Source organism: Tunturiibacter psychrotolerans, from assembly GCF_051013365.1.
Lineage (GTDB): Bacteria > Acidobacteriota > Terriglobia > Terriglobales > Acidobacteriaceae > Edaphobacter > Edaphobacter psychrotolerans_A.
The window spans coordinates 5,859,034-5,883,250 of the sequence record NZ_CP132941.1; the positions used below are offsets into that span (position 1 = coordinate 5,859,034).

The 24,217-nt window shown below is 55.7% G+C and carries 19 protein-coding genes, 1 tRNA gene and 1 pseudogene; 9 read left to right on the plus strand and 12 right to left on the minus strand.

Translation table 11 applies throughout. The annotated features are described in order from the left end of the window. Positions 1-437: 437 nt before the first annotated feature. Positions 438-1,565 carry a glycosyltransferase gene (locus RBB76_RS24935; protein ID WP_429633790.1) on the minus strand — a complete coding sequence of 376 codons (1,128 nt, stop codon included), beginning with the start codon at positions 1,563-1,565 and terminating at the stop codon, positions 438-440. 307 nt (positions 1,566-1,872) lie between these two features. Further along, positions 1,873-2,688, minus strand: coding sequence for a 2OG-Fe(II) oxygenase (locus RBB76_RS24940; RefSeq protein ID WP_429633792.1), 816 nt, complete (start codon positions 2,686-2,688; stop codon positions 1,873-1,875). Positions 2,689-3,236: 548 nt separating this feature from the next. On the opposite strand from RBB76_RS24940, the gene RBB76_RS24945 reads away from it, so the two are divergent. Next, complete coding sequence (locus tag RBB76_RS24945) at positions 3,237-4,688, plus strand: sugar transferase (RefSeq protein ID WP_429633794.1); 1,452 nt, start codon at positions 3,237-3,239, stop codon at positions 4,686-4,688. Positions 4,689-4,765: 77 nt separating this feature from the next. Here RBB76_RS24945 and hemA read toward each other — a convergent pair whose 3' ends face one another. The 8 genes from hemA to pqqA all read right to left on the minus strand — a co-directional run bounded on the left by hemA (position 4,766) and on the right by pqqA (position 11,087). After that, the gene (gene hemA / locus RBB76_RS24950) at positions 4,766-6,034 is read right to left on the minus strand and encodes a glutamyl-tRNA reductase (RefSeq protein ID WP_429633796.1); all 1,269 of its coding nucleotides are present in this window, start codon (positions 6,032-6,034) and stop codon (positions 4,766-4,768) included. Continuing rightward, a complete protein-coding gene (locus RBB76_RS24955) occupies positions 6,031-6,840 on the minus strand; it encodes a cytochrome C assembly family protein (RefSeq protein ID WP_429633798.1) in 810 nt (269 codons plus the stop codon). The genes hemA and RBB76_RS24955 overlap by 4 nt, the downstream gene beginning before the upstream one ends. Positions 6,841-7,024: 184 nt before the next feature. Beyond that, positions 7,025-7,225 carry a hypothetical protein gene (locus tag RBB76_RS24960; protein WP_429633801.1) on the minus strand — a complete coding sequence of 67 codons (201 nt, stop codon included), beginning with the start codon at positions 7,223-7,225 and terminating at the stop codon, positions 7,025-7,027. A 300-nt stretch (positions 7,226-7,525) separates the two neighbouring features. Then, the gene (gene pqqE / locus RBB76_RS24965) at positions 7,526-8,611 is read right to left on the minus strand and encodes a pyrroloquinoline quinone biosynthesis protein PqqE (protein WP_429633804.1); all 1,086 of its coding nucleotides are present in this window, start codon (positions 8,609-8,611) and stop codon (positions 7,526-7,528) included. 436 nt (positions 8,612-9,047) lie between these two features. Then, on the minus strand, positions 9,048-9,335 hold the full coding sequence (gene pqqD / locus RBB76_RS24970) for a pyrroloquinoline quinone biosynthesis peptide chaperone PqqD (protein ID WP_429633806.1): 288 nt from the start codon (positions 9,333-9,335) through the stop codon (positions 9,048-9,050). After that, the gene (gene pqqC / locus RBB76_RS24975) at positions 9,332-10,102 is read right to left on the minus strand and encodes a pyrroloquinoline-quinone synthase PqqC (protein WP_429633808.1); all 771 of its coding nucleotides are present in this window, start codon (positions 10,100-10,102) and stop codon (positions 9,332-9,334) included. The genes pqqD and pqqC overlap by 4 nt, the downstream gene beginning before the upstream one ends. Next, entirely contained in the window at positions 10,075-10,989 is a 915-nt protein-coding gene (gene pqqB, locus RBB76_RS24980) for a pyrroloquinoline quinone biosynthesis protein PqqB (RefSeq protein ID WP_429633810.1), read from the minus strand. The genes pqqC and pqqB overlap by 28 nt, the downstream gene beginning before the upstream one ends. A gap of 11 nt (positions 10,990-11,000) precedes the next feature. Continuing rightward, the gene (gene pqqA, locus RBB76_RS24985; RefSeq protein ID WP_183792039.1) at positions 11,001-11,087 is read right to left on the minus strand and encodes a pyrroloquinoline quinone precursor peptide PqqA; all 87 of its coding nucleotides are present in this window, start codon (positions 11,085-11,087) and stop codon (positions 11,001-11,003) included. 171 nt (positions 11,088-11,258) lie between these two features. Between pqqA and mutS the strand changes: the two genes are divergently transcribed. The 6 genes from mutS (at position 11,259) to RBB76_RS25015 (ending at position 19,842) form a co-directional block, all read left to right on the plus strand. After that, positions 11,259-13,925, plus strand: a complete 2,667-nt coding sequence (gene mutS, locus RBB76_RS24990) for a DNA mismatch repair protein MutS (RefSeq protein ID WP_429633812.1) — start codon at positions 11,259-11,261, stop codon at positions 13,923-13,925. Positions 13,926-14,048: 123 nt separating this feature from the next. Then, positions 14,049-15,242: an anhydro-N-acetylmuramic acid kinase gene (locus tag RBB76_RS24995; protein WP_429633814.1), complete on the plus strand. Its 1,194-nt coding sequence runs from the start codon at positions 14,049-14,051 to the stop codon at positions 15,240-15,242. Positions 15,243-15,404: 162 nt separating this feature from the next. After that, positions 15,405-16,907, plus strand: coding sequence for an ABC transporter substrate-binding protein (locus RBB76_RS25000; protein WP_429633816.1), 1,503 nt, complete (start codon positions 15,405-15,407; stop codon positions 16,905-16,907). Between the two features lie 233 nt (positions 16,908-17,140). After that, positions 17,141-17,659, plus strand: a complete 519-nt coding sequence (locus RBB76_RS25005; protein WP_429633818.1) for a class I SAM-dependent methyltransferase — start codon at positions 17,141-17,143, stop codon at positions 17,657-17,659. A gap of 484 nt (positions 17,660-18,143) precedes the next feature. Continuing rightward, entirely contained in the window at positions 18,144-19,010 is an 867-nt protein-coding gene (locus tag RBB76_RS25010; RefSeq protein WP_429633820.1) for a hypothetical protein, read from the plus strand. Then, on the plus strand, positions 18,982-19,842 hold the full coding sequence (locus RBB76_RS25015; protein ID WP_429633823.1) for a recombinase family protein: 861 nt from the start codon (positions 18,982-18,984) through the stop codon (positions 19,840-19,842). The genes RBB76_RS25010 and RBB76_RS25015 overlap by 29 nt, the downstream gene beginning before the upstream one ends. Positions 19,843-19,926: 84 nt before the next feature. Here the strand turns inward: RBB76_RS25015 and RBB76_RS25020 are convergent. Continuing rightward, positions 19,927-20,000: transfer RNA gene (locus RBB76_RS25020), tRNA-Gln, on the minus strand. A 336-nt stretch (positions 20,001-20,336) separates the two neighbouring features. Here RBB76_RS25020 and RBB76_RS25025 point away from each other — a divergent pair. Both RBB76_RS25025 and RBB76_RS25030 read left to right on the plus strand, forming a co-directional pair. Continuing rightward, positions 20,337-22,124, plus strand: coding sequence for a caspase family protein (locus RBB76_RS25025; RefSeq protein WP_429633825.1), 1,788 nt, complete (start codon positions 20,337-20,339; stop codon positions 22,122-22,124). Positions 22,125-22,129: 5 nt separating this feature from the next. After that, the gene (locus RBB76_RS25030) at positions 22,130-22,582 is read left to right on the plus strand and encodes a hypothetical protein (protein WP_429633974.1); all 453 of its coding nucleotides are present in this window, start codon (positions 22,130-22,132) and stop codon (positions 22,580-22,582) included. Between the two features lie 627 nt (positions 22,583-23,209). Here RBB76_RS25030 and cas1 read toward each other — a convergent pair. Next, positions 23,210-24,190, minus strand: a pseudogene (cas1, locus tag RBB76_RS25035) (CRISPR-associated endonuclease Cas1); the annotation flags it as partial. Positions 24,191-24,217: the final 27 nt, after the last annotated feature.

The window sequence follows — 24,217 nt, forward strand, 5'->3', positions numbered from 1 at the left end:
AGCAATAATCCTTTTGCGCATTCGCCCTTGGTCGGTGCCGCTCCATGGGGGAATGCTATGAATTGTGCTAGCTCAAGAGAAACACCCTCGTGAGGCTCGAGGGATAAAATTTTTACAGTGCAGATAAGATATTTACTCATGAATATACCACAGGATTTATAGGTCTCCTCGAACTGTCTGTGATGCGATAGAGCTTTCTCGGAGCCGTAGACTTGCAGATCGTTGCAGGTTGTAGATTTCATCCTTGTGGTATTGCTTACTGTCATTTGCGAGCCTTGCTTAGGATTTTCGTTCTTTGTGAGACCTATCTCGAACTTCAATTTGTTCAAAACATGTAACAAATTCCAGATTACTCTCGTCAGTTGAAAAGCTTGTTACTTTCGCAGATGCTGGTCAACTTATAAGACTGACTCTACTTTGAGAAGGTATCTCACCATTTATTGTTGCAATCGACTCTCCATTCCGATGGTTTGGGCAGAATTGTTCGTGATGCATTGGTGAAAGATATCCATAAGCTGCCGGTAGTTCTGATCCTCTGTGTAGACAGCAAGATATTTGGCTCTGGCCTGAGCACGCATTAGATTCAGACGCTCCGAACTTGCCATTAGGATGCTTACGGAGGAGGCTAGGTCCCTGCTGTCGCCTGGCTTATATAAGAGGCCGGTGACGTCATGCTCAACCATGGCCTTCATCGGTGGGGTCAAGGCTGCAATCACAGGTGTTCCTTTCGAGTAGGCCTCAACAATGGTGCGACCGAAGGGCTCATACCACTCCGAAGGAAAGACAAGGAAGGCGGCTTTGCCGAGATATTCGCAGACTTCGGAGAGCGACTTTCGTCCAAGGGACTCGATTCTCGGATCAGCATCCGACGCCTGACGGACGACGCCCTCGAGTGGGCCATCACCAATGATCTTCAGAGAGACTGATTGCGGAACATCCGACCAAGCCTTCAGAAGCGAGCGAACACCTTTCTCCTCAGTCAATCGGCCGACATATAAACCATAGCCGCCAGAACCGTCGCCGATACCGCTATCTGAGATAAAGTTCGGCTTCACGAGAATTTTCTCCTCGGGAAACCCGCCTTCGATAAGTTGCTGCTTTACAAAGCTGCTGACAGCGATGTAGCGATCGACGGAGTGTGTCCAGGTACCGCGGAGATGAGCATAGGCGTTACTGGCAACGACGGCAGCCGACTGAAGATAGCTCTGTCTATAGCAGCGATGCTGTATGGCGGCGAATGCGACTTTGCTGCCGATGCAGGTAGTACATACGTGGCCTTCGCGAAACAGATTGGCGGAAGGACAGATGAGCCGGTAATTTCGTACGGAAAGTGCTGTAGGGACGCCCATTGCCTTCGCTGCGGCGAAGACCGACGGGGAAAGCAGAGGAAAGAAGTTATCGACCTTCACAAGGTCAGGCCTGGTCGATCGAATCAGGTCTTTCAATCGATCAGCTTCTTTGGCGTTCCAGATGGAACGCATACCGACGGAAATCAGATTTTCAGTTTTTATTTCGGCATTATCGAGCACATAATCGAGGACTTCTTCTCCGCGAGCGCGAAGCATCGCGATCTCCTGCTCTCGGGATTCATCTTCTCCACCTCGGTATATGTATCGATTGTGTAGAAACAGAATCCGCATCAGACCTCAAAAAATCTATTGTGGGTTCACTGCACTGCAGCCCCGGCTCTTTCATTGTGAAGCAATCTGATGCGGATTGAGTGAGAAGACTGACTCATCCGAAAGGGACGTGAGCGCCTCTCGGCACAGACATATTGGCTGAGATGCAAATCTCAGTTTGATTGCCTATGAAGTTCGGGTCCAAGCTGAATGCCTGCCGGCAACTTTTGAATTACTCCATCGGCGAGACGAACTACCTCATCCTCTGACGAACAAAATCGTAGAAGACCGGAGGCGTCCACTTGCGAACCACACTACGCACAGTGGGCTTTGGCCGATAGCAAGCCGGAGCATAGATCGAACTATGCACGCCCAATTCTTTGCCGAGAATGTTTCCAGCGGTGTTGTAGTAGATCATGAAGGAATAGCGCGATCTTCCGCTTGGTTCTACTACTGGATTGATGCCGTGGTAACTAGACTCCGAGATCTCCATGAGTAACGTTCTGTTGAAGATGGGCTCTATCTCAGCTTCCTTGCGGGTGGCGTCTTTATTCCACAACTCGAGTTGGCCGCCATAGTCGGGGCTCCAATCGCGGTTGAGGTAGATGATCAGGGCCAGGCGACGGATCAGACCGCTGGTAATATCCGCATTGGAATCGATGTGAACGTCGAACTTTCCCTTTGGCGGAATAATGCTGTAACCGGCGCCATGCATATAGGGGTCAGGCAGAAGATTCCAGATTCCAGTAATTTCGGAAAGAAGATAGAGGAACGGAGCGGAATGGAGCAGCGCCACGAGCTGAAATCCGGTTGGACCAAGCCCCGCAGCTGACTTTTGTCCAAGCTTTTCGAGATTCTGGGTATTGTGATGCACCCAGTCGGAACTTCTGGCCTGGGTCATCTCCTGCACCAGAGCCGTGAGTTGCTCTGGGTTGAACAAGTTGTCGATGGTGAGATGAGGAAACGGCAGACTATTCCGATATCGGCTCGCTAAGCCGGATGAGCTCTCTGGGATCGAGAGTTGGTCAAGCAGTCTGGAAACATCGCGGATACCCGGTTCGTTTTGCATATTTCTCCGTCGCACGGAAACGCCAGAATCTGCATTATCAATAAATTCATTATAGTGCCGTATCGCAGTTAATGAATGCGACTAAAGTGCACCCGCCGAAGTACGAAAGGAACGAAAGTTCCCAACTAGTAGCAATTTTTTAGCACTTCCAGAGTTTCCAAGTAGATAATCCGTCGTTTCCATGGCCGTTCTCACTTTTCTATGTGTACTTATGAGCATTTGGTAGTCCAAACCGCAAATCCTTTCACACAACTCTCGGGTCTCGAGATCACATTCCAAAGAGGGCGTATACGGGCACCTTCATGATGCTTTTGGTCTGGTTAAAGAATTAGGTTCATTGACCGTCTGTCCGGCCTCAAAATTGCTTACATGCTTACAGAAGGCAAGATAGCGAACACTCGTTGTACATGAGAAGGCTTTCTTAGATCGTCCGCTTCATTGCGGAACGCTTTCTACCTGGTTACTCTAGTGACGTGGGGTAATCGTTTTTTTCCTTGTTGGCTTCGCATCATAACTTGCTGGACCGCACTGATAAAGGGGCTACACCAATGACGCCACCTAACAGAAAGATATTTATCGAGTTGGTGGAGCTAGGCGACATTTGTCTGTTGTTCAGTACTCTGGGGGCAGTGTACGCCTTTACCTCCGGGCACCGCTTCTTTGGGTTCCTCGAGTCACTGGAAACTCGGCACCCTATCCAGGTCTTCCTTGCGACGCTCGTATTAGCGGTAGTATGGCACGGAATTCTCCGGTCGAATAAGTTTTATCGGTCTCGAAGAGTGGACGGGCTTCTAAGAGAAGTCATGGATGTATCTCTGGCGAGTTTCCTTTGCGCGCTCTCCTGCTTTCTCTGGCTGCGACTGGTGTGCTCGCACTCGAGGCACAGCATCGCGGAACTCGGTTTTATCAGCATCGTTTTTGGAGTGGTGAGTTTCGGTATCTTCGTATCCACGAGGCTTATGGGTCGAGCTTTGGCGCGTGTGTTTCGTTCGAGGGGATATAACCTACGTCATATCTTAGTGGTTGGTACGAATCAGCGCGCCCACGGCTTTGCGCAGGATGTAGCGCTTCACCCGGAGTGGGGTTATCACCTACAGGGCTTTGTCGACGATCAATGGTGGTCTGAAGAAACGGCCAGCTCCAATGGGGGCGCTCTGCTGGGAGGATTGGATTCGATTCCGTCCCTACTCCGAACGATGTCGATTGACGAAGTGATTGTTGCTTTGCCGCTGGCATCTTTTTATCAACAGATCGCGGAGATAGTCGCGTCCTGTCGTGATCATGGGATTGCGGTTCGAAGCATTGGAACGTTTTTCGATCAGCAACAGCCGAAGCGAACTGCATATCTACCGGGCGGCGTAGGAACGATCACGCTGCATGATGAGTCATGGAATGCCTGGGGCTTCATGATTAAACGACTGACTGACGCAGTGGTTTCTGCGGTACTGTTGCTGGCTCTGGCACCCGTTTTTCTGCTGGTCACAGCGCTCATCAGGTTGACTTCCAAAGGACCGGTCTTCTTTCGGCAGACTCGGATCGGCTACGGAAAGCGGCCTTTCGAGATTCTGAAGTTCCGTACGATGGTGGTGGATGCCGAGAAGCTGATGGCTCAGGTGGAGCACTTGAATGAGACTCAAGGTCCTACGTTCAAGTTGAAGAACGATCCTCGCATCACACCCTTGGGGAAGTTTTTGCGGAAGTCGAGTCTCGATGAGATCCCTCAACTCATCAATGTTTTACGCGGAGACATGAGTCTGGTCGGACCTCGGCCGCTTCCTGTGAGAGATTATGAAGGATTCTCGAAGGACTGGCATCGGAGACGGTTCAGCGTCAAACCTGGAATTACATGTCTGTGGCAGGTGATGGGGCGAAGCTCGATCAGCTTCGATGAGTGGATGGCTCTGGATATGCGGTATATCGACCAATGGTCCGTGTGGCTTGATATCAAGATTCTGTTTCAAACTATTCCGGCAGTCTTTCGTGGTTCCGGCGCAGTTTAGTTTCGCTGTTCTGGTGTGGATCACGAGAATTCCGAGTGGCTCAGGCTCCTAGTGGCTCAGGCAAAGATGGCCTGAGTCTACTCGGAGGTTTTTGGGCGCGTGGACTCCCGCAAGGCAGCCAGTTGAGGGTGTAGGAGCTTGGCGGTGAGGGAACGGGTGAGGGCTTCTACGGCTTCGCGTTGTTGAGGGGTAAGATCCGCGAGTTTAGATTGAGAACGCGCTAGTTCGGCCATGCGGAGTTGTTCGGCCTGCTGCTGGAGGGCTTTGATGGCGGGAACAGCGTCGCGGGATTGGAGACGCTCGTGGTATTTGTCCACTTCCCTGCTGACGATAGTTTCTGCTGCTGCAGCTTCGCGGCTGCGATCAGCCAGATTGGCAGCAGCGACCTGCTGGAGATCGTCGATGTCGTAGACGAAGCAACCTTCGACCTCGTTCATGCGGGGATCGACGTCGCGAGGGACGGCGATGTCGATGAAGAACATGGGGCGGTTGCGCCGGCGATGGAGGAAGTGCTGGCCATGGGAGCGTCCGAATATCTTTTGTGGGGCGCCGGTGGAGGTAATGACGATGTCGGCGCGGTCGGCCTGCTCGTAGAGCGCCTCGAAGGGAATGGCTTCGGTGTGGACGGTAAGGCTGCTGAAGTTCTCGGCAATTTTTTCGGCGCGGGACTGGGTGCGATTGGTGACGAGGATGGACGATGCGCCCTTCTGGATGAGGTGACGGGCGGCCAGTTCGGACATTTTGCCAGCACCTACGAGAAGGACGGTCTTTCCATAGAGTGATCCGAAGATCTTCGTGGCGAGATCAACAGCAACGGATGCGATCGAGACGGAGCTTGAACCGATTTGAGTTTCAGTGCGGATTTTTTTTGCGACTGTGAAGGTGCGTTGCAGCAGAGCTTCCAGATGCGTAGAGACCGCGCCCGCATCGCGTGCGATCGTATAGGCTTCTTTGACCTGACCGAGAATCTGGGGTTCGCCGACGACCATGCTGTCGAGCGAGCTGGCGACGCGGAAGAGATGGCGAACCGCTTCGCGTTCGCGGAACTCGTAGAGGTGGGGCTGGATGTCGTGGGGCGAGACGGCGAAGTACTCGTGAAGGAAGCGAAGGAGATCTATTTTGGTTTGTGGCAGCGTGGCTTCGGCGTCGTCCTGGAGGGTTAGGAGTTCGACTCGGTTGCAGGTGGAGAGGATGAGGCCTTCGCGGATTCCGGGCTGGTGGAGGAGGGTCAGGGTGGCGTCGGCGAGGCGCTCGGCGGGGATGGCGAGACGCTCGCGAACCTCGATTGGCGCGGTGTTGTGATTGATGCCGAGAAGGACGAGGCGCCCCTGTGTCGTTGTGGTCATGGGGCGGCGAACCTGTGGACTGCAGAGAACTGGTTTGCCACCCAGACTGTGAGAACGACCAGGAAGACGAAGCTGGAGAGGTAGACGGCTCGTCGGCCGCGGAGGCCGGAGATGCGCCGTATATGGATCATCGCCACGTAAACCAGCCACATGGCGAAGGCGAGAAGGATCTTGGGGTCGCGGAAGTAGGAAGCGCCGACCGTGGCCTGGGCGATGAGCGATCCGATGAGAAGGCCGGCGGTCATGCAGGGGAGGCCGAAGAGAAGAGCTTTGAGTGCGATCTGATCGGTCGTTTCGAGCGGTGGCAGCCAGGAGATGGTTGGAGATTTTTGCTTGAGGCGGCGCTCTTGAACGAGATACAGAAGCGAGGCAAGCATGGAGAGGAAAAGCGCGGCGTAGGCAGCGAGAAGAAGAGCTACGTGGAGAAAGATCCAGCCGGTGTGGAGGATGGGGAAGGTGGTGTTCTCCTGGCCGGGATGGAAGGCTGGAACCAGACCGAGGAGAAAGCAGATGGGCAGAAGGAAGATGCCTAGGGAGACAGTGCGGTAGCGGGCGTAGACGAGGAGAAAGGCCAGGGCGAGCAGGAGGCCAAGGAGGGTCTGCGTTTCGTGGGTATCGACGGGAAGTCTATGGTGGGCCTGGTTGAGCATCTCGGCCAACGATACGAAGTGGAAGAAAACAGCGGCTACGGTGGCAGGGATGGCTATGTGACGCCAGCGGGGGCGGTCGTAGAGGGCTGCAGGCAAGACCGCGAGCGCGGCGATGCCGTAGAGAGAGACCGCGACTCTGAGCCAGAGGAGGGACATAAGTGACGTACTGAGTAATGCTTCGCGGAGTTTTCCGCAAACATTAAGTATATCGCTTATGAGTTTGATTCTGGAGGGGTGCCGACGGTTTCGCTGTCTCTGCTGGGAGCGCGCGAATCGGCTTGAATACTCGTTGGTTTACGGAGAGGATCGCCGGAACAACCTGTGTTGGCGCGGCTTTGGCTTAGCGAGCGGCGAGGAACATGGCGTGGATGCGGTAGATTCCGTATGCGAGGAACATCCAGGCTATCAGCGAACAAAGAAGGCCGAAGACGATGCCGTAGGCGGCGCTTGAGCCTTGTTTTTTGCGGTTTCTGGCGGATTTGGTGGGTTTCGTGGGGTTGAAGTTAATACCCACTTGCATCGATGACAGTGCTCTGGCCATATTTCTTGTCCTTTTTGAACGAAGACGAGAGTACGGCTGTCGGAATACACCTTGATATCCCTCAAATGGGGTATGTGTGGAAATTGGGGTACGAAATTAAATCCTGCGCGGTGAAAGGGTGGATTTTGTAGGGGTTTAGGGAATTTTGGCGTTTTTGTGGTGGTGAAAACGTGGTGAGATTGTGGTGGATTGCGTGGTGAATGTGGTGTTTTGGCATCCACTTTTTCTGGTGTCGGAAAATACGCCAAACTTTTGAAGTTTATTTTTGGGGGCGGATTTTGAGGTGGCAGCAGGGTGGAATCAGGAGTTTGCGAGGATGCGGTAGACCCATTGAGTAGGGGGCGGGGGTGGGGTTTGGGTGATGGCGACCAGGTCAGCGTGGAGGTCGCTTAGGCTGCAGGCTGGATCGGTGTTTGCCGCGTCTCCGGTGAGTTGGAAGGCCTGGCAGCGGCAGCCGCCGAAGTCAATCTCTTTGCGGTCGCAGTCTGCGCAGGGGTCCTTCATCCAGCTTTGGCCACGGAAGCGGTTGAAGGCTGGAGAGTGTTGCCAGAGCCACTCGAGGGAATGGGTGCGGACTGAGTCGAACTCAAGGCCGGGGATGATCGCGGCGGCGTGGCATGGGAGAGCGAGGCCGGCGGGGTCGATGAGCATCATCTGGCGGCCCCAGCCTCCGACGCAGGGTTTGGGGTAGCGGGCATAGTAGTCGGGAAAGACGGCTTGCAGCTGGATGCGGCCTGTGAGACGGGATTGGGCTGCCTGGATGAGTAGGACCGAACGCTCAACCTGGCTGGGAGTGGGCATGAGTCGGTCGCGATTTTTTAGGGCCCAGCCGTAGTACTGAACGTGGGCCACTTCGATTCTTTGCGGTTCGAGGGACTCGGCGAGGGCGAGGATGTCTTCGAGGCGGTCTAGATTTTCGCGGTGCACTACTACGTTGACGGTGAAGGCTATGTCTTGTTGGCGGATGAGGGTGGCGAGTTTGAGCTTGTGGGCGTGGGCTCGGGCTCCGGCGAATTCGTTGGCCTTTTCTTCGTCTGCGTCCTGGAGGCTTAGCTGGATGTGTTCGAGGCCTGCGTCTTTTAGTTCGGTCATGCGGTCGGCGGTGAGGCCAAGGCCCGAGGTGATCATGTTGACGTAGAGGTTCGCTTCCCTGCCCGCTGCTACGAGTTTTGCGATGTCGGGTCGTGCGAGGGGTTCTCCGCCGGTGAGGTGGAGGTGGAGGACGCCCAAGGCTGAGGCTTGGTGGAAGACTCTGGTCCAGTCTTCGGTTGTTAGCTCGTTTGTCGCGGACTGCATTTGGAGGGGGTTCGAGCAGTAGACGCAGTGCAGGGGGCAGCGATGGGTTACTTCTGCTACTAGTGAGAGTGGGCCTGGGTGTGTGGGCATTTGCGGCTTGTATGGATTGTATGCCGGTTTAAGTGCGCCCTGCGCGGGCGGCGGTCACTTCGTGACTTGTATACCCCTTCGGTTGGCGCTCCCGTTGGTCGCGACTGGATTTTTTCTGGCGAAGCCGGTACACGTGTCACGAAGTGACCGCCCCGCGCGTAGCGGTCCCGGCCGGAAGGCCCTTTTCTTCGCTACTAAAGCAGGATTCTTGACTGAAATGGCCAAACGGTTTTGCAAACCCCTGGAGGCATGGCAGGTCCTTCGACTGCGTTTGGCGCAAAGTGCCGCGCTAAACTACGCTCAGGACGACGGTTTATTGGGGGTCACGGCACTACGTCAGCGTTCATCTGAATCCGGGGATCACAGCCTTCCATCAGCGTTCATCTGAATCCGCGAGATCACGGCGTTCCATCAGCGTTTATCTGTTGAATACCGCCTAGTCCTTGTAGAGGAGGACGCTGCGGGCGTGGAGTTTTTCGAGGAATTGTTTTACTTCGGCGGCGATTTGCGATGCGTCGGTTGTGGCGTGCTTCTGTTGGAGTTCGATTGTGATTGCTTCGACAGAACGCTGTCCGTCGATGAGGCCGATGATCTCGCTGGCTGCGCCTTTCAGACGAAGAGCGCCTTCAGGGACCAGAAGCATTGCTTCGTCAGGTGAGACTGTGCGGACGCGGCAACCTACTGCGAGGCGCGGAATTCTTGTGTCTGCGATGGGTTCGCTCATGATGGCTTCGGGCGGAAGACGTCGGGTTGTGGGGGGAGCGATCCGGGTTCGACGTAGCAGTATTGGAGGGCGTCGAGTTGAGCCCAGAGGAGAGCACACTTTCGCTCAAGCGAGCGAACAACCAATGATTGAAGGTGCGGGGTGTCGGCGTGTTCGGCGGCGTAGTCGAAGGCGAAGGCGGCGTCTTCCGGAGCCTGGGTTAGCCTGCCCTGAAAGTATGCGAGTCCGTTTTGAAGCCAGGGGTAGTGCTTCGCGAGAGCGTCCATGCGAAGAGCGATGAGTTGGCCGGCGAAGAGTTCGGTGAGCGAGGAGGAGACGGCTTCGAGCAGAGTGCTGTTGGTGACCAGATCGATATACGCGTCGACTGCGTAGCGAACGCCGGGGAGAATGGCGTTGGTGCTGATGACGTAGTCGCGGTCGAGGCCGGCGGCCTCTGCGAGTTGCAGCCATTTTTCGATGCCACCTGCACCGGTGTCGCCGTCGTGGTCGATGATACGTTTTCGCCAGGCGCGGCGGAGGGCCACGTCTTCGGACTTCGACAGGATGATGGCGTCTTTGATGGGGATGCGGCTTTGGTAGTAGTAGCGATTCAGAACCCAGGCCTGCATCTGGCCGCGGGTGAGTTGTCCGGCGTGCATTTGCAGATGGAAGGGATGCTTGTGGTGATACATCGCCTCGCCTACCTGTTGGAGGCGTTGACGTAGTTCGGCCTTGCTCAACACAGCCGACTCTGTTTGCTCTACAGCGCTATCTCTAGTCCGTCCCATGCCACTTCCCAGCCTGCGTCTTCGACTGCGCGACGCTCTGAACTTTGTTCCTGCAAGATCGGGTTTGTGTTGTTGATGTGAGTGTAGATTTTGCGAGTGCTCTCAAGGGCTTGAAGTGATGCGACAGAGCCATCGGGGCCGCTGATTGGCAGATGGCCCATGGAGCGGGCTAACGGGGTCCCGGGTTGGATTTTTTGGAGTTCGTCATCGCTCCAGAAGGTTCCGTCTATGAAGATAGTGGAACATGTTGAGAGGAGCTCCTTCAAGGAACCGGACACGGATGGTAGTGCCGGCAGGTAGGCGGCGCGTGCGCCCTGAGGGCCTTCGAGGATGAGTCCTATGGTCGCGCCGGTTGGGTCGAGGGAGGCGCGGTCTTCTTCGCTGATATAGGTTGGGAGGCTGTTTGATAGTGCGATTGGGGTGCAGGTGAGGCCGTCGCCTGCGTCGAAGGGGATGTTTGGTTCGATCTCGGTCCAGCGGGATTGTCCGGGGAGACGATCGAGCATTTGGAAGAAGCTATTTTTTTTGAGGATGCTGATGACCGGGCGCGTGGCGTAGATGCGGACGGGGGTGAACTCTCGCATCAGGAGGAGGCCGAGGACGTGGTCGAGGTCAGCGCTCGTGAGGATGATGGCGGCGACGGGGGTGTTGCGCAGGCCCTTTGAGGGGTCGGGGTGGATCTCGGAGTTGTCTATGAGTTGCTGGCGGAGATCGGGAGAGGCGTTGATCAGGAACCAGGTGGCGTCGTCTGCCGTGACGGCTAGTTGCGACTGGGTTCTGGATTGGATGTCGGGGTGATTCTGGCGGAGGGCAAGACAGTTCGCGCAGGTGCAGTTCCATTGGGGAACGCCGCCACCTGCGGCGGCCCCCAGGACTTTAATCCGCACAGAAACTCTGCTTAGAGTTCTACGGGAGCGTAGGAGTTGATCTCGCAGTTAAGGGATACTTCTTCAAAGTCGGGCGTGGCCCAGGTCGACTGTGTCATTGGGTAGAACCTCTCGTGGAAGATCTAAGACTTCTTGGTTATGAGTGTACCGCATTGGCTTTGGGTTGGGTAAAGGCAAAAACAGGCACCGGCGTGCTGCGCACACGGCGCGATCTGCCATCGAGGCTGACGCGCCTTCGGCGCCCTTGGTGTTGTGGGATTATGAATGGGATGGCGAATGAGACGGTAACGAATTTTGCGGCGGAGGCGGCTGGGGCTACGCCGGCGATGCGGCAATATTTTGCAGCGAAGACGCAGTATCCCGACTGCCTGGTGTTTTGCAGGATTGGGGACTTTTATGAGCTGTTTTATGAGGATGCGATTCTTGTTTCGCGCGTGCTGCAACTTACGCTGACGGCAAGGGATCGCGAGAAGAAGCAGCCGATGTGCGGGGTTCCGTACCATGCGGCTGAGGTTTATCTGCAGAAGCTGCTGCGCCTGGGGTACAAGGTTGCGCTGATGGAGCAGATGGAGGATCCGAAGCAGACTAAGGCGGTTGTGCGGCGCGAGGTGACGCGAGTGCTGACACCGGGGACTGCGCTCGATCCGACGTTGGGAGCAGAGCAGAGTAACTATCTGGCGAGTGCGGGGGTGTTGGGTTCGGGGGCGGCGCAGGTGTGGGGGCTGGCGCTCCTGGATCTTTCGACGGGGGAGTTTCGGGCTACGGAGTTTGCGGGGCCGGGTGGATGGGCGGGGCTGGTGGACGAGTTGGGGCGGGTGCGGCCGGTGGAGTTGTTGTATGGAACGGGGCTGCTGGGTGGGGTGAATCTGGCGGGTGAGAGCGAGACGGCGGCGGGGCTGGATGGGATTCGGACGAAGACGGCGGTGGAGGAGTGGGTGTTTACGGCGGATTATGCGGTGCCGCTGGTGAGGAATCACTTTAAGGTGCATTCGCTGGATGGGATGGGGCTGGGTGGGCATGAGGCGGCTGCGGTGGCGGCTGGGGCTCTGCTGCATTACATGAGGGCGACTAAGCAGGGTGGGCTGGAGCATGTGGATGGGCTGCGGTTTTATGAGCGGTCTACTTGTCTCGAGCTAGATGCGGTGAGTGTGCGGAATTTGGAGCTGGTGGAACCGCTGTTTTCGGGGGAGTCGGCGCAAACTACGCTTTTTTATACGATGGATGCTTGTTGTACGCCGATGGGAAAGCGGTTGCTGCGGGCTTCGCTGCTGCGGCCGGCGAGCGGGTTGGTGGAGATTGAGGCGCGGCTGGAGGCGGTGGGTGAGGTAGCGGGTGATCTGCGGCGGCGTGAAGAGCTGCGGCGGTCGATGGATGGGGTGCTGGATTTGGAGAGACTGCTGGGGCGGGTGGCGCTGGATTCGGCTGGGCCGAGAGAGGTGATGGCGCTGGCGAAGACGCTGGGGTGTTTGCCGGGTGTGGTGGCGGCGGTTCGTTTGTTTGGGAGTGCTAGGTGGCGGGAGTTGGGGGAGAGCATCGATCCGCTGGAAGATCTGCACGAGATGATTGTGGGGACGATTGTGGAGGAGCCGCCGGTGTCGCTTGGGGATGGTGGGGCGATTCGCGAGGGGGTGGACGCGGAGTTGGATGAGCTGCGAGAGTTGAGCCGGAGTGGTCGGCAGGCGCTGGCGGCGATTGAGGAGAGGGAGCGTGAACGGACGGGGATTGGGTCGCTGAAGGTGCGGTTTAACAATGTGTTTGGCTATTACCTGGAAGTGACTAAGGCGAATGCTAAGGCGGTGCCGGCGGATTATGAGCGGAAGCAAACGCTGGTGAATGCGGAGCGGTTTACTACTCCTGAGTTGAAGGAGTATGAGACGAAGATTTTGACCGCGCAGGAGCGGAGTGGCGAGATCGAGAAGAAGATCTTTGCGGAGTTGCGGCGGCAGTTGCTGGAAGCTGCGGGGCGGATGCGAGAGACTGCGAGGAAGGTTGCAGAGATCGATCTGCTGGGGTGCTTTGCACATCTGGCTGCGCTGCGTGGATGGGTGAGGCCGCAGGTGGAGGAGTCGGGCGTGCTGGAGTTTGTGCAGGCTCGGCACCCGGTGGTGGAGAGACGGATGGAGGAGTCGGGTGGGGGACGGTTTGTGCCGAACTCGGTTCATCTGGATGCGGATGCTGGCCCGGCGGTGCTGCTGATTACAGGGCCGAATATGGGAGGGAAAAGTACGTATTTGCGGATGGCTGCGCTGCTGGTGGTGATGGCGCAGATGGGGAGCTTCGTTCCTGCGGAGAGGATGCGGCTGGGGTTGGTGGATCGGATCTATACGCGAATTGGGGCTAGCGATAATGTGGCTCGGGGGCGGTCGACGTTTATGGTCGAGATGACGGAGACGGCCGCGATTTTGAATACTGCTACGAACCGCTCGCTGGTGCTGCTGGATGAGATGGGGCGTGGGACTGCTACTTATGATGGTTTGAGTCTGGCGTGGGCGACGGTGGAACATCTGCATGATCGGATTGGGGCGAGGACGCTGTTTGCTACGCACTATCATGAGCTGACGCTGCTTGCAGATCGGTTGGCGAGGCTGACTAATCTGCGGGTGACGGTGAAGGAGACGGCGGGGGGGATTGTGTTTTTGCATACGGTGGAAGCGGGGCCGGCTAGTAAGAGCTATGGGATTGAGGTTGCGCGGTTGGCGGGGTTGCCGAGCGGTGTCATTGCGAGGGCGCGTGAGGTGCTGAAGGTGCATGAGCGGGCGGAGACGCAGCAAGTGAGAGAGGCTTCGCCTGCGCAAGGGGTGCAGATGCAGATGACTATGTTTACCCCGTTGTCGCAGCGGATTGTGGATCGGCTGGCGGAGGCGGATGTGGATGGGTTGACTCCGCGTGATGCGCTGAATTTGCTGGCGGAGTTGCAAAGGGAGTTGAAGGGATGATGTCCTGCCGGACGGGCCCGCTGCGCGCGGGGCGGTCACTTCGTGACTTGTGTACCTTTTTGAGGTGGGGTTTGATGCTTGGGTCCGGGCTTTGCCCGGTGCTTTTCGATTGAGAGGGGATTGATGAAGAGCATGGTGGTCGCTGGAGTGATGAGTGGGACCTCGGCGGATGGTGTGGATGTTGCAATCTGTCGGATCGCGCCCGCATTGCGCGCGGGTGGGACTCCTCGGATCAAGCTGCTGGGTCATTTGGGTGTCGCTTATCCAAAGAATGTGCGAGCGGAAGTGCTGCGTGCGATGGATGCTGATGCGATTCCGGTGGCAGAGCTTGCGCGGCTGAACTGGCGATTGGGTGAGGTGTATGCAGATGCAGTGGCGAAGGCGCAGGAGAAGTTTGGCGTGAAGGTGAAGCTGGTGGGTTGTCATGGGCAGACGGTGTACCACCAGGGAGCTTCGGAGAACTATCTGGGTAAGGCGACGCGTGCCACATGGCAGATGGGCGAAGCAGCAGTGATCGCGGAGAAGCTGAGGATTCCTGTGGTGAGCGACTTCAGGCCGGCGGATCTGGCTGCTGGGGGACAGGGCGCTCCGCTGGTGCCAATGCTGGACTACTGCATGTTTCGCTCGGCGAAGGTAAGCAGGGTTTTGCTGAATCTTGGCGGGATTGCGAATCTTACCGCTGTTCCGGCAGAGGCGGGAGTGGATGGGCTGATGGCGTTCGATACGGGGCCGGGAAATATGGTGATCGATGCCTGTATGAAGAGACTGTATGAGCGGGAGTTTGACCGTGGCGGTGCGGTGGCTCGAACCGGGCTCGTACGGCGGGATGTGATTGATGCGATTCTGAAGGAACCTTACTTCTCCGCCCCGCCACCAAAGTCTTGCGGGCGAGAGCAGTTTGGAGAGGCGTTTGTTTCGCGATTTATTGCGATGTGCCGCAAGGCGGGTGGGAGTGAGGGTCGAGATGAAGATGTAATCGCTACCGCTACTGCTTTGACAGCTGCGTCGATTTTGAAGGCTTATCAGAAGTTTGTGTGGGGGCACGTAGGACAGGCAGCTCCGCTGTCTCCGGTGGAGTTCGTAGTTGCAGGAGGAGGGACGAAGAATGCTTCCTTGATCGGGCTGCTAACGGAAGGATTGGAGCCGATGGGAGTGAAGGTGCGGATGATGGAGGAGTTGGGCGTTCCGTCACAGGCCAAGGAGGGAGTTGCGTTTGCGCTGCTTGCCTGGTTGAGCTGGTTCAATCTGCCGGGAAATATTCCCGCGGCTACGGGGGCGCAGAGAGCTGTGATGCTCGGGAAGATAACCCATGCTTGAGAGATGTTGGGATGATCGTGAAACTAAGATGAGGGCCTTAGGGCTTCCTGACGCGCGCTGGACAAGATGACGACATCCTTTGCTGGTACGAGGTCTACAGCAATTTTGGCTGCTATCCGACGAAGATTGGCTTGCCTGCTCCTTGCGTCCGTGTCCGTTGGAATGACTGGTTGTCGCGGACGAGTGGAAGAGCCGGGTTCGGTGGTGGTGATTATTGAGAGCAGTCCGAATAATCTGGATTTGCGAGTGGGGGCGGATGCGCAGTCGGAACGAGTGGGTGGGCTGATCTTCGATGCGCTGGTGAAGAAGGATGAGCACTACGAGTTGCAGCCGTGGCTGGCAAAGAGTTGGGAGCAGCCTGATCCGTTGACGTGGGTTTTTCATCTGCGCGATGGAGTGCGGTTTCATGATGGGAGGCCGCTTGAGGCGGAGGATGTTGCTTACACGATGAGGAGTTTGATCGATGGTTCGGTTGTGACTGCGAAGGGCGGGGGCTTCGCGGCGGTGGACACGGTTGAAGCGAGAGACCGGCTGACGGTCGTCGTGCATATGAAACGGCCTGATGAGGGGCTGTTGTTCAATGTGAGCGATGGCTTGTTTGGCGTGGTGCCGCGTGGGAGCGGGAGAGATTTTGGATTGCATCCGGTGGGGTCGGGGGCGTTTCGGTTTGTGAGCGCGGTGCAGGATAAAGAGGTGATCGTTGCACGGAATCATGAGTACTGGGCGGGGATGCAGGAGGTACCTGCCGGTGCGCAGCGGATTGAGCGGGTGCGGTTTGAGGTGGTGCCGGATGCGATTACGAGCGCGCTGGAGTTGAAGAAGGGATCGGCTGACGTGGCGAGCAACGTGGTGACGCTGGATATGGTGCATGCGCTGGAGAGTGCGCCGAACCTGAAGGTGGAGTCGGGGATTGGGTCGCCGGTGGTTTATGTGACATTTAATGTTACAGATCCGTTGTTGAAGGATAAGCGAGTGCGACAGGCGATTGCGTGTGCGATGGATCGGCAGGCGATTGTGGATGCGATCTGGCGGGGGCAGGCTCGGCTGGCGGATACGTTGTTGCCGGAGGGACACTGGGCGGCGGCGACGGATGCGGAGTTGGCGCAGTATCCGCATGATGTGGCGCGGGCGCAGAGGCTGCTGGAGGAGGCGGGCTTCCCTGCCGGCAAAGATGGGGTGCGGCTGCGGTTGACGATAAAGACGAGTACGGATGAGACGACTCGGCTGATGGTGACGGTGTTGCAGCAGCAGCTGCGAGCGGCGGGGATTCGACTCGAGATAAGGTCAGCGGAGTTTGGGACGTTCTATGCGGATGTGACGAAGGGTGCGTTCCAGATGTATGCGCTGCGATGGATTGGGAGCAATGAAGATCCGGATATCTTTCGGTATGCATATGCTTCGACGAGCTTTCCGCCGAAGGGGGGAAATCGGGGGCGGTATTCGAATGGGCGTGTGGATGCTTTGCTGACGGAGGCGGCGGCGAGTTCGGATCGGGCGGCGAGGAGAGCGGATTACGTTGAGGTGCAGAAGATTCTGGCGGAGGATTTGCCAGGAATTCCGATGTGGTATCCGAATAATGAGGTGATTCATACTCGGCGAGTTGAGGGAGTTGTGCCGCGTGGGGCGGGGAGCTTCGATTTTTTACGGGATGCCTGGGTGAGGTAGCGCTGAGACGTGCTTTGGTGGCACCCAGGGATTCGCGCGCGCTGTAAATAAGAGGGATAGGAGGGTTCTACCCATTCTTCCCCACACTGTTCCTCCACACGCGAAATAGGGATTCAAGCTTCGATTGTGGAGCGTTGTTGCCCACTCCTAATTCGACTTCTCAACAGAACACAAGACGAAGCAAGCAGTGAGGCCATCATGTGGGTATATGTAGTCCACAGTAAATTTGAGATATGAAGATCAGTGAGGCGATGGCCCTCATCAGAAATCCCACTTTGCAGCAGAACAGGATCCAATCCTGGTGCGATCTCGGTTGCGGCACTGGAACCTTCACGAGGGCGCTTGCCCAATCACTCGCCTCCGGCAGCACAATTCATGCCGTCGATCTTAATTCGAAGGCCCTTGAATCCATTCCGGACAAGGATCACGGAGTCGTCATTCGTAAGGTTCTTGCAGATCTGAGAAGCCCCGGTCTTCGCCTTCCGTCTGTCGACGGGATTCTCATGGCGAACTCTCTTCATTTCATTCAGGACCAACACTTATTTCTAAAGAAGCTTCTACCCCTCACTGACTGTTTTTTGATTGTGGAGTACGAGCGATCAAAACCGAGTCCATGGGGACCTTATCCGGTTGGCTTCGAAAAGCTCCGCGAACTCTTCACCGAATCAGGAGTCCAGCGGGTCGAGAAGCTGGGGACGCAGCGTTCACGGTTCGGCGGCACGATTTACTCCGCCGTTGCTCAACGACCCTAGCGGTGTTGTTTCCGTCAAGATCGTTCAGACGTACCGACCCTCGTGTTGCTGAATGGTTTCGACATCGAACTCGGCGAGCTCGTTTCGCCGCAATGCGCACCCGACGAGCAGACCCCGAAAATTACGTGATCAAGTTTGCACTTTCGAGGTTAGAGCGGTCGTACGTATTTTCCACGGTAAGTTACCTGCACCGAAGGTTGTGAGAAGTTCACACGATTGCTGATTAGACAAGTCATTACCGTACAGTACCTTGACGTTGACCGGAGTCAAAATGCCTGATGAGCACGGCGGATACTTCTACTCAACCGTCCATGCAATTTCGCGATTCTTACCGCCATGCTATTTGGTACAAGTATCAGAACTCATGCCAGGAGATGCAAAATCACCGTCGCTCATTTGAATCATAACGCCCATATAGTGCAGTGAGAGCTGCCGAAACCGGTCGGATTTTAAATGTAAGTCTTGCCAGGAGTCATCTGAGCAAATGTCCCATTTCTCCGCTTCACTCAATGACTTGATCATTCGTCTGGTCACAACGGTCTGGATTGTTACGACTTTTTTTACCCAGGCAGCGTACGCAAAGGGTGTTCCGCAACTCAGGATGTATCACGTCCCGGCGGAGGTAAGCTCTTCGCACTTCCGCGTGAGCCTGAACGGACGAAGTACGGATGTCCTGCACGCAGCAACGAGCTACTACCTGTTGAATTTTGACACCTCCGGTCCGGTTAATGTCTCCGTGACTGCGGAGGATCCGCACTTCTGGGACAGCGGTGTCGAGGTTCGACCGACGCGTTTTGGCATTCGTCCGGCGCGGCACGGGGCGGTTATCAGTTTCACCATGGCTGGGCCATCAAAGCTGACGATTACACGCCCCGGCGACCATTTCGCCGACGCTGACATCTTGTTCCTCTTCGCCAACCCTATCGACCACTCAGGCATCACCGCTTCAACGCCAAACGTCCGCTATTACGAATCGGGAATCCATCGCGAAAACATCGATGCCAACTCCGGCGACACCATCTATCTTGCCGGCGGTGCAGTCATCTTCGGCTCGCTCAACCTCTGGCAGGTTGAAAACGTACACGTCCTCGGTACCGGCACGATCATCTACGACGGACCGCAGGACCCGTACTCTGATACCGGCTGGATACACAAGAAGAATTGGCACTGCATCGTTATGGACGACGCATACAACATCGAACTTGATGGCATCACCTGCATAACCCGCAGCCGGAGTTGGCAAGTTCAGATGAAAGACTCGCGCCACATAGGCATGTATAACATCAAAGTCATTGGCGGCAATCCGAACAACGCCAACCAAGATGGCGTCGCTCATCGCTCGATTGTTTGAACTCATCGCGACAGGTGAGCATACAAAAGCGTCTGCTCTAGCTGCTGTCACTGCACTTGGTTTGAGGTCAGAGAAAGGCGTACCTCTCACGCAGGAAACCATACGCAAGATGCTCCTCAACCGGTTGTATATGGGTGAGATGTTTGTCGAGAAGTGGGGCAAGTGCGTAAAGGGTGATTTCGAGCCATTGGTATCTGAATCGGTCTTTGACCGTGTGCAGACTGTGCTCTCAGGACGCGCACCGGCACCTGTCGCACACGTCAGAGAGCGCGAAGACTTTCCTCTCCGTGGTTGGATTCTCTGCCCTGATTGTCTGAAGCCAGTCACAGCCAGCCTCAGCACTGGCAAACTCGGCAACAAGTTTGGTTATTACCGATGCCACCGCGCCAAGGGACACATCAATGCGAAGGCTGAGACAGTCGAGGCGGCGTTCATTGACCTGCTGGAACGTCTCACTCCGAAGCAGGAACAGATGGTGCTTATAGAGCGTGTCTTCCGCAATGCTTGGGTCGGCCGCGTGCAGACCGCCGCCACGGATGCCGCTGCACTGAGGAGTGAACTATCAAAGCAGAGGGCGCGTAAGCGGCGAGTGTTGGACCAGATGGCAGATGGAGATTTGAGCAAAGAAGACTTCAAGAGTTTGAATGCAAGCACTGTGGAAGCTATCGCCGATCTAGAGGAGCGTCTGTCCTTTGCTGAGTCAGATGTGTTGGACATAGACTCTGCGATTGAACACCTAACTCATATCCTTTGGAACACCTCGATTGCTTGGCAAACGAGCGATTTACAAGGGAAAAGAAGATTCTGCGTCGGATGTTCCCTGATGGGTTAGCCTATAGCGAAAATGGCTTTGGAACACCTGTAACTCATTCAATCTATACGCTATTAGCTGCGGACTTAGTGGATGAGTCACGATTGGTTGCCCCCCAGGGATTCGAACCCCGATTGATCGGTTCAGAGCCGACTGTTCTACCATTGAACTAGGGGGCAAAATGCTTAGCGTGGTGCGCTTTGCGTCGCGAACAGGGTGCTCGCTGACTGCCTCTTAAGAGTGTACGAGGTGAGGAAGATAAGGTCAACGTCTGACGGGGATAGTAGATAGGGGGCTCCAAAACTGCCCCTCACTATCATCTGGCGACTAGATTGCGAGACTGGTACCCCAAAATGGGCCGGAAGAGAACTCCGCGCGGTTTTTGGAGTCGCAAAAACGTGAACAGTTCGACCGCTTCGGCGCGAAGTCTCCGCCAAGCGCATCGGCGTTTTGTCTCTGGAACAAGTCTCAGTATTGGACTACTCTAGGCTGACTTCCTATCAGGGGGTTTGTCTGTGAAGTTATTGAGCAACCAAAGATTGCCCCTGGCCCTGTTACTTTGCTGCCTGCCAACCCGCATACTCGCACAAGCCCCCAACGTGCCCCAACAATACAGGCGCCTCTTCTATTACTATGCCGACCAGCGTTCTTTGTATGAGAAAGCACTCAATTCTATAAGCCTGACATCTCAGCCAGTTGGCCGCAGTTACGCAATAATTGTAGGAGTAACGAAGTATCCAAATCTATCGCCAATAGACAGGGATCTAAAGCCCGCAGCCGTCGACATAGAAAAGCTGAAATCTTATCTGAAAGACCAGGAATTCTTTGACGAAATCATTGTGCTCAAAGACGGGGATGTGAATCTCGACAATCTGAATTATTTTTTGGAAAACTACTTTCCGGACCGTCTCAGCCATTCCCCGCACTCCCGGTTCCTTTTTGCCTTTAGCGGCCATGGTTACGCTGAAGGGACCGCAGAGACAGCACGTGGCTTCCTCCTTACCGGTTCGGCCGCCTCGAAGACCGATCCCGTCAACCGAATCGACCTCGGTCTCCTGCGGACTCTTCTTGACTCCGACATTGATGCTGCGGAAAAAGTATTAGTGCTTATAAACGCGTGTCAGAGCGGAGCATTTCTCGGACGGAAATCCTTCGGGGCCAATCCGCTTGGACCGGGGGACCATGGAGCCCACGCGATTATGGCCAGCCGCGCGAACCAGGAGAGCCTTCAACTTGCAGCAGTAGGTCCCGGCAGCGTGTTCTTTGAAAAGATTTTTGCCGGATTAGCGGGTGCCGCTGACAATTCCCCGCGAGATGGCGTCGTTACGTACCACGAATTGGATAGTTATCTTCATTCGGAAATTCCCTATGTAACCAACGGTAGCCAGATTCCCATGGAAGGTGACATATCCCGCAACGGTAGCATCGGTGAGTTCTTCTTTTTGAACAGAGGGCGGCAGGTTCAATTGGGAAATGTAAAGCCTTGGACCCCTGGCGGAGCGACAGCATTCGGCGAACCTGCTGATAACGTACTTGAACTAGGTAAATCGGAGTACCGCGCAGAGCACTATAAAGACGCATCTCGGGCCTTCAAAGAGGCGGCTGTCGCCGGGAATGCGGACGCAATGAATAACCTGGGGTATCTGTATGAAGAGGGACAAGGTGTCGCACAGGATTACCAGCAAGCTCAGCAGTGGTATGAGAAGGCCGCAGCTGCCGGGAGTGCGACCGCAATGAATAACCTGGGGAATCAGTATGGACACGGCCATGGTGTAGCACAGGATTACAAGCAGGCTCGGCAGTGGTATGAGAAGGCCGCAGCCGCCGGGAATGCGGACGCAATGAACAGCCTGGGTTATCTGTATGACCAGGGCCTAGGTGTAGCACAGGATTACCAGCAGGCTCGGCTATGGTTTGAGAAGGGTGCAGCTGCCGGGGGTGCGAGCGCAATGAATAGCCTGGGGTATCTGTATGACTATGGACAAGGTGTAGCGCAGGATTACCGGCAGGCCCGGCAATGGTATGAGAAGTCCGCAGCCGGCGGGGACCTGTTCGCCATGTACAATTTGGGTGATCTATATGATCAGGGCCGTGGTGTAGCACAGGATTACCGGCAGTCTCGGCAATGGTATGAGAAGGCCGCAGCCGGTGGGAATCCGTTCGCCATGTATGTTCTGGGCTCTCTTTATGACCAGGGCCGTGGTGTAGCACAGGATTACCAGCAAGCCAGGAAGTGGTATGAGGAAGCGGCCGCTGCCGGCAACAATGAAGCTAAAAATCGACTTAGTCAGATGCCCAAATAAAACCTATGTCCATTCCAACAATCCTAAAATTTTGCGCTGCGCTTTACTTCGTAGTTATCGTTATTGACTGGTTGCGTACCCGCGAACTCAAGCGATTCTTAATTGAGCTGCTGCCTCTCCTCGGTCTCATTGTCCTCGACGTCCTGGTTGCGAGTGCGAGTACCGGCTACGTGACCTTCGGCTCAGGCAGTTCCCCTCTATGGATTTCGCTCGCCATGTTCGGCGCAATCATCCTAGGGGTCGCTGCACGATCCATATTCTATCTTCGGGGGGCGTTTTCATGGCTCGATTTTGCCAAGCCGCTCTGCATCTCGCCGATTCTGTTGTTGCCGCTCATCGGCTCCCTGCAGTCTGTGAAAAGTCTCGAATCGATGCAGGTAGTCTCGTTTGCTTTGCTTGCCTTTCAAAACGGTTTCTTCTGGCAAGCGGTGTTGCAACAAGCCCGTCCGAAGAAGTAAGCTTTCGTTCCGCTCGCCATACGAAATTTGCGACATATGTTCCTGTTCCGACAGCGCTAGAAGCTTAGCCAAAGTCCACCAGTGCCGTGGATGCGGCACTCTCCCATGTCGAATTTCAGCTGAATACCCTCGCGAGACTCCAAGTTCGCGCTTTATGAGACTGCTAGATAAGAACGCGATTTGCGGCTGAATCTTCTCCGCATAGAACTCAGCAGTCAGCCAGCATGGTTGGTCTGAAATCGACCACTTCCGTATATTGGCTTGTCTGGCAATCTGCGTTTCTGATCGCTTAGCTTGAGCTTTTGAGGAATGAGAAACGACGCGACCCTCTGTTGCGACTCTTGTAAGCCGCTCCTTCGACTCTTCAACTGAGCAAACCCTACACTTTTCGTTTCCATTGATAATTGGACTACCGCAGTCACTACAGACGTTCTGCAAGGTCACCGAGCTCTTCGACGCCACAAACGGACTGCCGCCTCGCATCTCGCGCTTGTGATTCTGTGTCAGCCGAGTTGCTGGAGTCGCTCTGCAAGATTTCGTCGTCGAGGCTATCTCTTTCACAGTCCACTCGGCGAGCGGGGCGACTAAGCGAGCCCAAGTCGAAGTCGTCTCTGCCAACTGACTCGCCAGGTCAGCCATCAGTCGGCAATTTCCGCTGCGCTCTTCGAAAAACCAGTCTCTCTTGAGAGGCTGCTTCAAAATTTGATTGAGAACGTAGGCATCCACCTCGGGCCGGATAGCCTCCATCAGATCGCACGCCAAGCTGTCTCGGTTGATCGTATCCATGTGCAAAACTCCCATCTCTGGATCAAGTCCAAGCTCTGCGATAGCGAGACGGCACTCCGCCTCCAGCAGCGCATAGAGATAGTTCAAGATCGCGTTGACAGGATTTACTGCGAGTCGAGAAGAACCTGAAAGGGTTGACGCGCGAGAGCCGAACTTTTGCCAATGCTCCGGTGCGCGAGGCAGATCCTTTTCAGGGAACTTAACTGGGACTGCGCGCCAAGCTTTCCAATAGATCTTGGCTGCGCGTAGCTCAACAGACCGAACTCCATCAAGTGTTTCGACTTCAGCCAATTCAGATCGAATCTGCTTGATCTGTGTGGCTATCGTCTGGTCTTTGAGAGATTGGCTCGCGACACGCTCTTGTCCAGCGAGCTTACGATCGATCAACTCTCGGCTAATTCGGAACGCTGCACCCGTATGATGGGCCAGCGCCTGCGCTCGGCGTAACCGAACGTCCGACGGCCTGACCGGTCCGGTTGTAGCCAAGACGTTTCCATTTCGTTCCAGCATCACGAAAGACGCATTCTGATCAGCAAGCCAACGCAAGGCTGCAAGGGACACAACGCCATCGGCTCCGATCACTACCAACCGCTCAAGTCCGTGCCCAACTCTGGGAAAGCGACCCTTGTATCGATCAAACCCAACACCATCTTCGACAACTAGATGGCCACGTTCGACACGAACACTAGTGCCGTACCCATAGAGAACTAGGACACCTCTACGGGGTCGCAATGGAGCTGAGTTGATGCCGCTTGGGGGTAAGTCAGGGCTGCTAGATTTGCGCAAGGGGGCCACTTGCGCTACGGTCACTGTAGCTGCCATCGGAGTCAGATCTCCTTGGTGGTCAGG

Bases quoted from the DNA above. Each gene is read 5' to 3' on its own strand.
- RBB76_RS24935 (WP_429633790.1), bottom strand. From the start codon at position 1,565: ATGCTTCGCGCTCGCGGAGAAGAAGTCCTCGATTATGTGCTCGATAAT.
- RBB76_RS24940 (WP_429633792.1), bottom strand. From the start codon at position 2,688: ATGCAAAACGAACCGGGTATCCGCGATGTTTCCAGACTGCTTGACCAA.
- RBB76_RS24945 (WP_429633794.1), top strand. From the start codon at position 3,237: ATGACGCCACCTAACAGAAAGATATTTATCGAGTTGGTGGAGCTAGGC.
- hemA (WP_429633796.1), bottom strand. From the start codon at position 6,034: ATGACCACAACGACACAGGGGCGCCTCGTCCTTCTCGGCATCAATCAC.
- RBB76_RS24955 (WP_429633798.1), bottom strand. From the start codon at position 6,840: ATGTCCCTCCTCTGGCTCAGAGTCGCGGTCTCTCTCTACGGCATCGCC.
- RBB76_RS24960 (WP_429633801.1), bottom strand. From the start codon at position 7,225: ATGGCCAGAGCACTGTCATCGATGCAAGTGGGTATTAACTTCAACCCC.
- pqqE (WP_429633804.1), bottom strand. From the start codon at position 8,611: ATGCCCACACACCCAGGCCCACTCTCACTAGTAGCAGAAGTAACCCAT.
- pqqD (WP_429633806.1), bottom strand. From the start codon at position 9,335: ATGAGCGAACCCATCGCAGACACAAGAATTCCGCGCCTCGCAGTAGGT.
- pqqC (WP_429633808.1), bottom strand. From the start codon at position 10,102: ATGGGACGGACTAGAGATAGCGCTGTAGAGCAAACAGAGTCGGCTGTG.
- pqqA (WP_183792039.1), bottom strand. From the start codon at position 11,087: ATGACACAGTCGACCTGGGCCACGCCCGACTTTGAAGAAGTATCCCTT.
- mutS (WP_429633812.1), top strand. From the start codon at position 11,259: ATGGCGAATGAGACGGTAACGAATTTTGCGGCGGAGGCGGCTGGGGCT.
- RBB76_RS24995 (WP_429633814.1), top strand. From the start codon at position 14,049: ATGAAGAGCATGGTGGTCGCTGGAGTGATGAGTGGGACCTCGGCGGAT.
- RBB76_RS25000 (WP_429633816.1), top strand. From the start codon at position 15,405: ATGACTGGTTGTCGCGGACGAGTGGAAGAGCCGGGTTCGGTGGTGGTG.
- RBB76_RS25005 (WP_429633818.1), top strand. From the start codon at position 17,141: ATGAAGATCAGTGAGGCGATGGCCCTCATCAGAAATCCCACTTTGCAG.
- RBB76_RS25010 (WP_429633820.1), top strand. From the start codon at position 18,144: ATGTCCCATTTCTCCGCTTCACTCAATGACTTGATCATTCGTCTGGTC.
- RBB76_RS25015 (WP_429633823.1), top strand. From the start codon at position 18,982: ATGGCGTCGCTCATCGCTCGATTGTTTGAACTCATCGCGACAGGTGAG.
- RBB76_RS25030 (WP_429633974.1), top strand. From the start codon at position 22,130: ATGTCCATTCCAACAATCCTAAAATTTTGCGCTGCGCTTTACTTCGTA.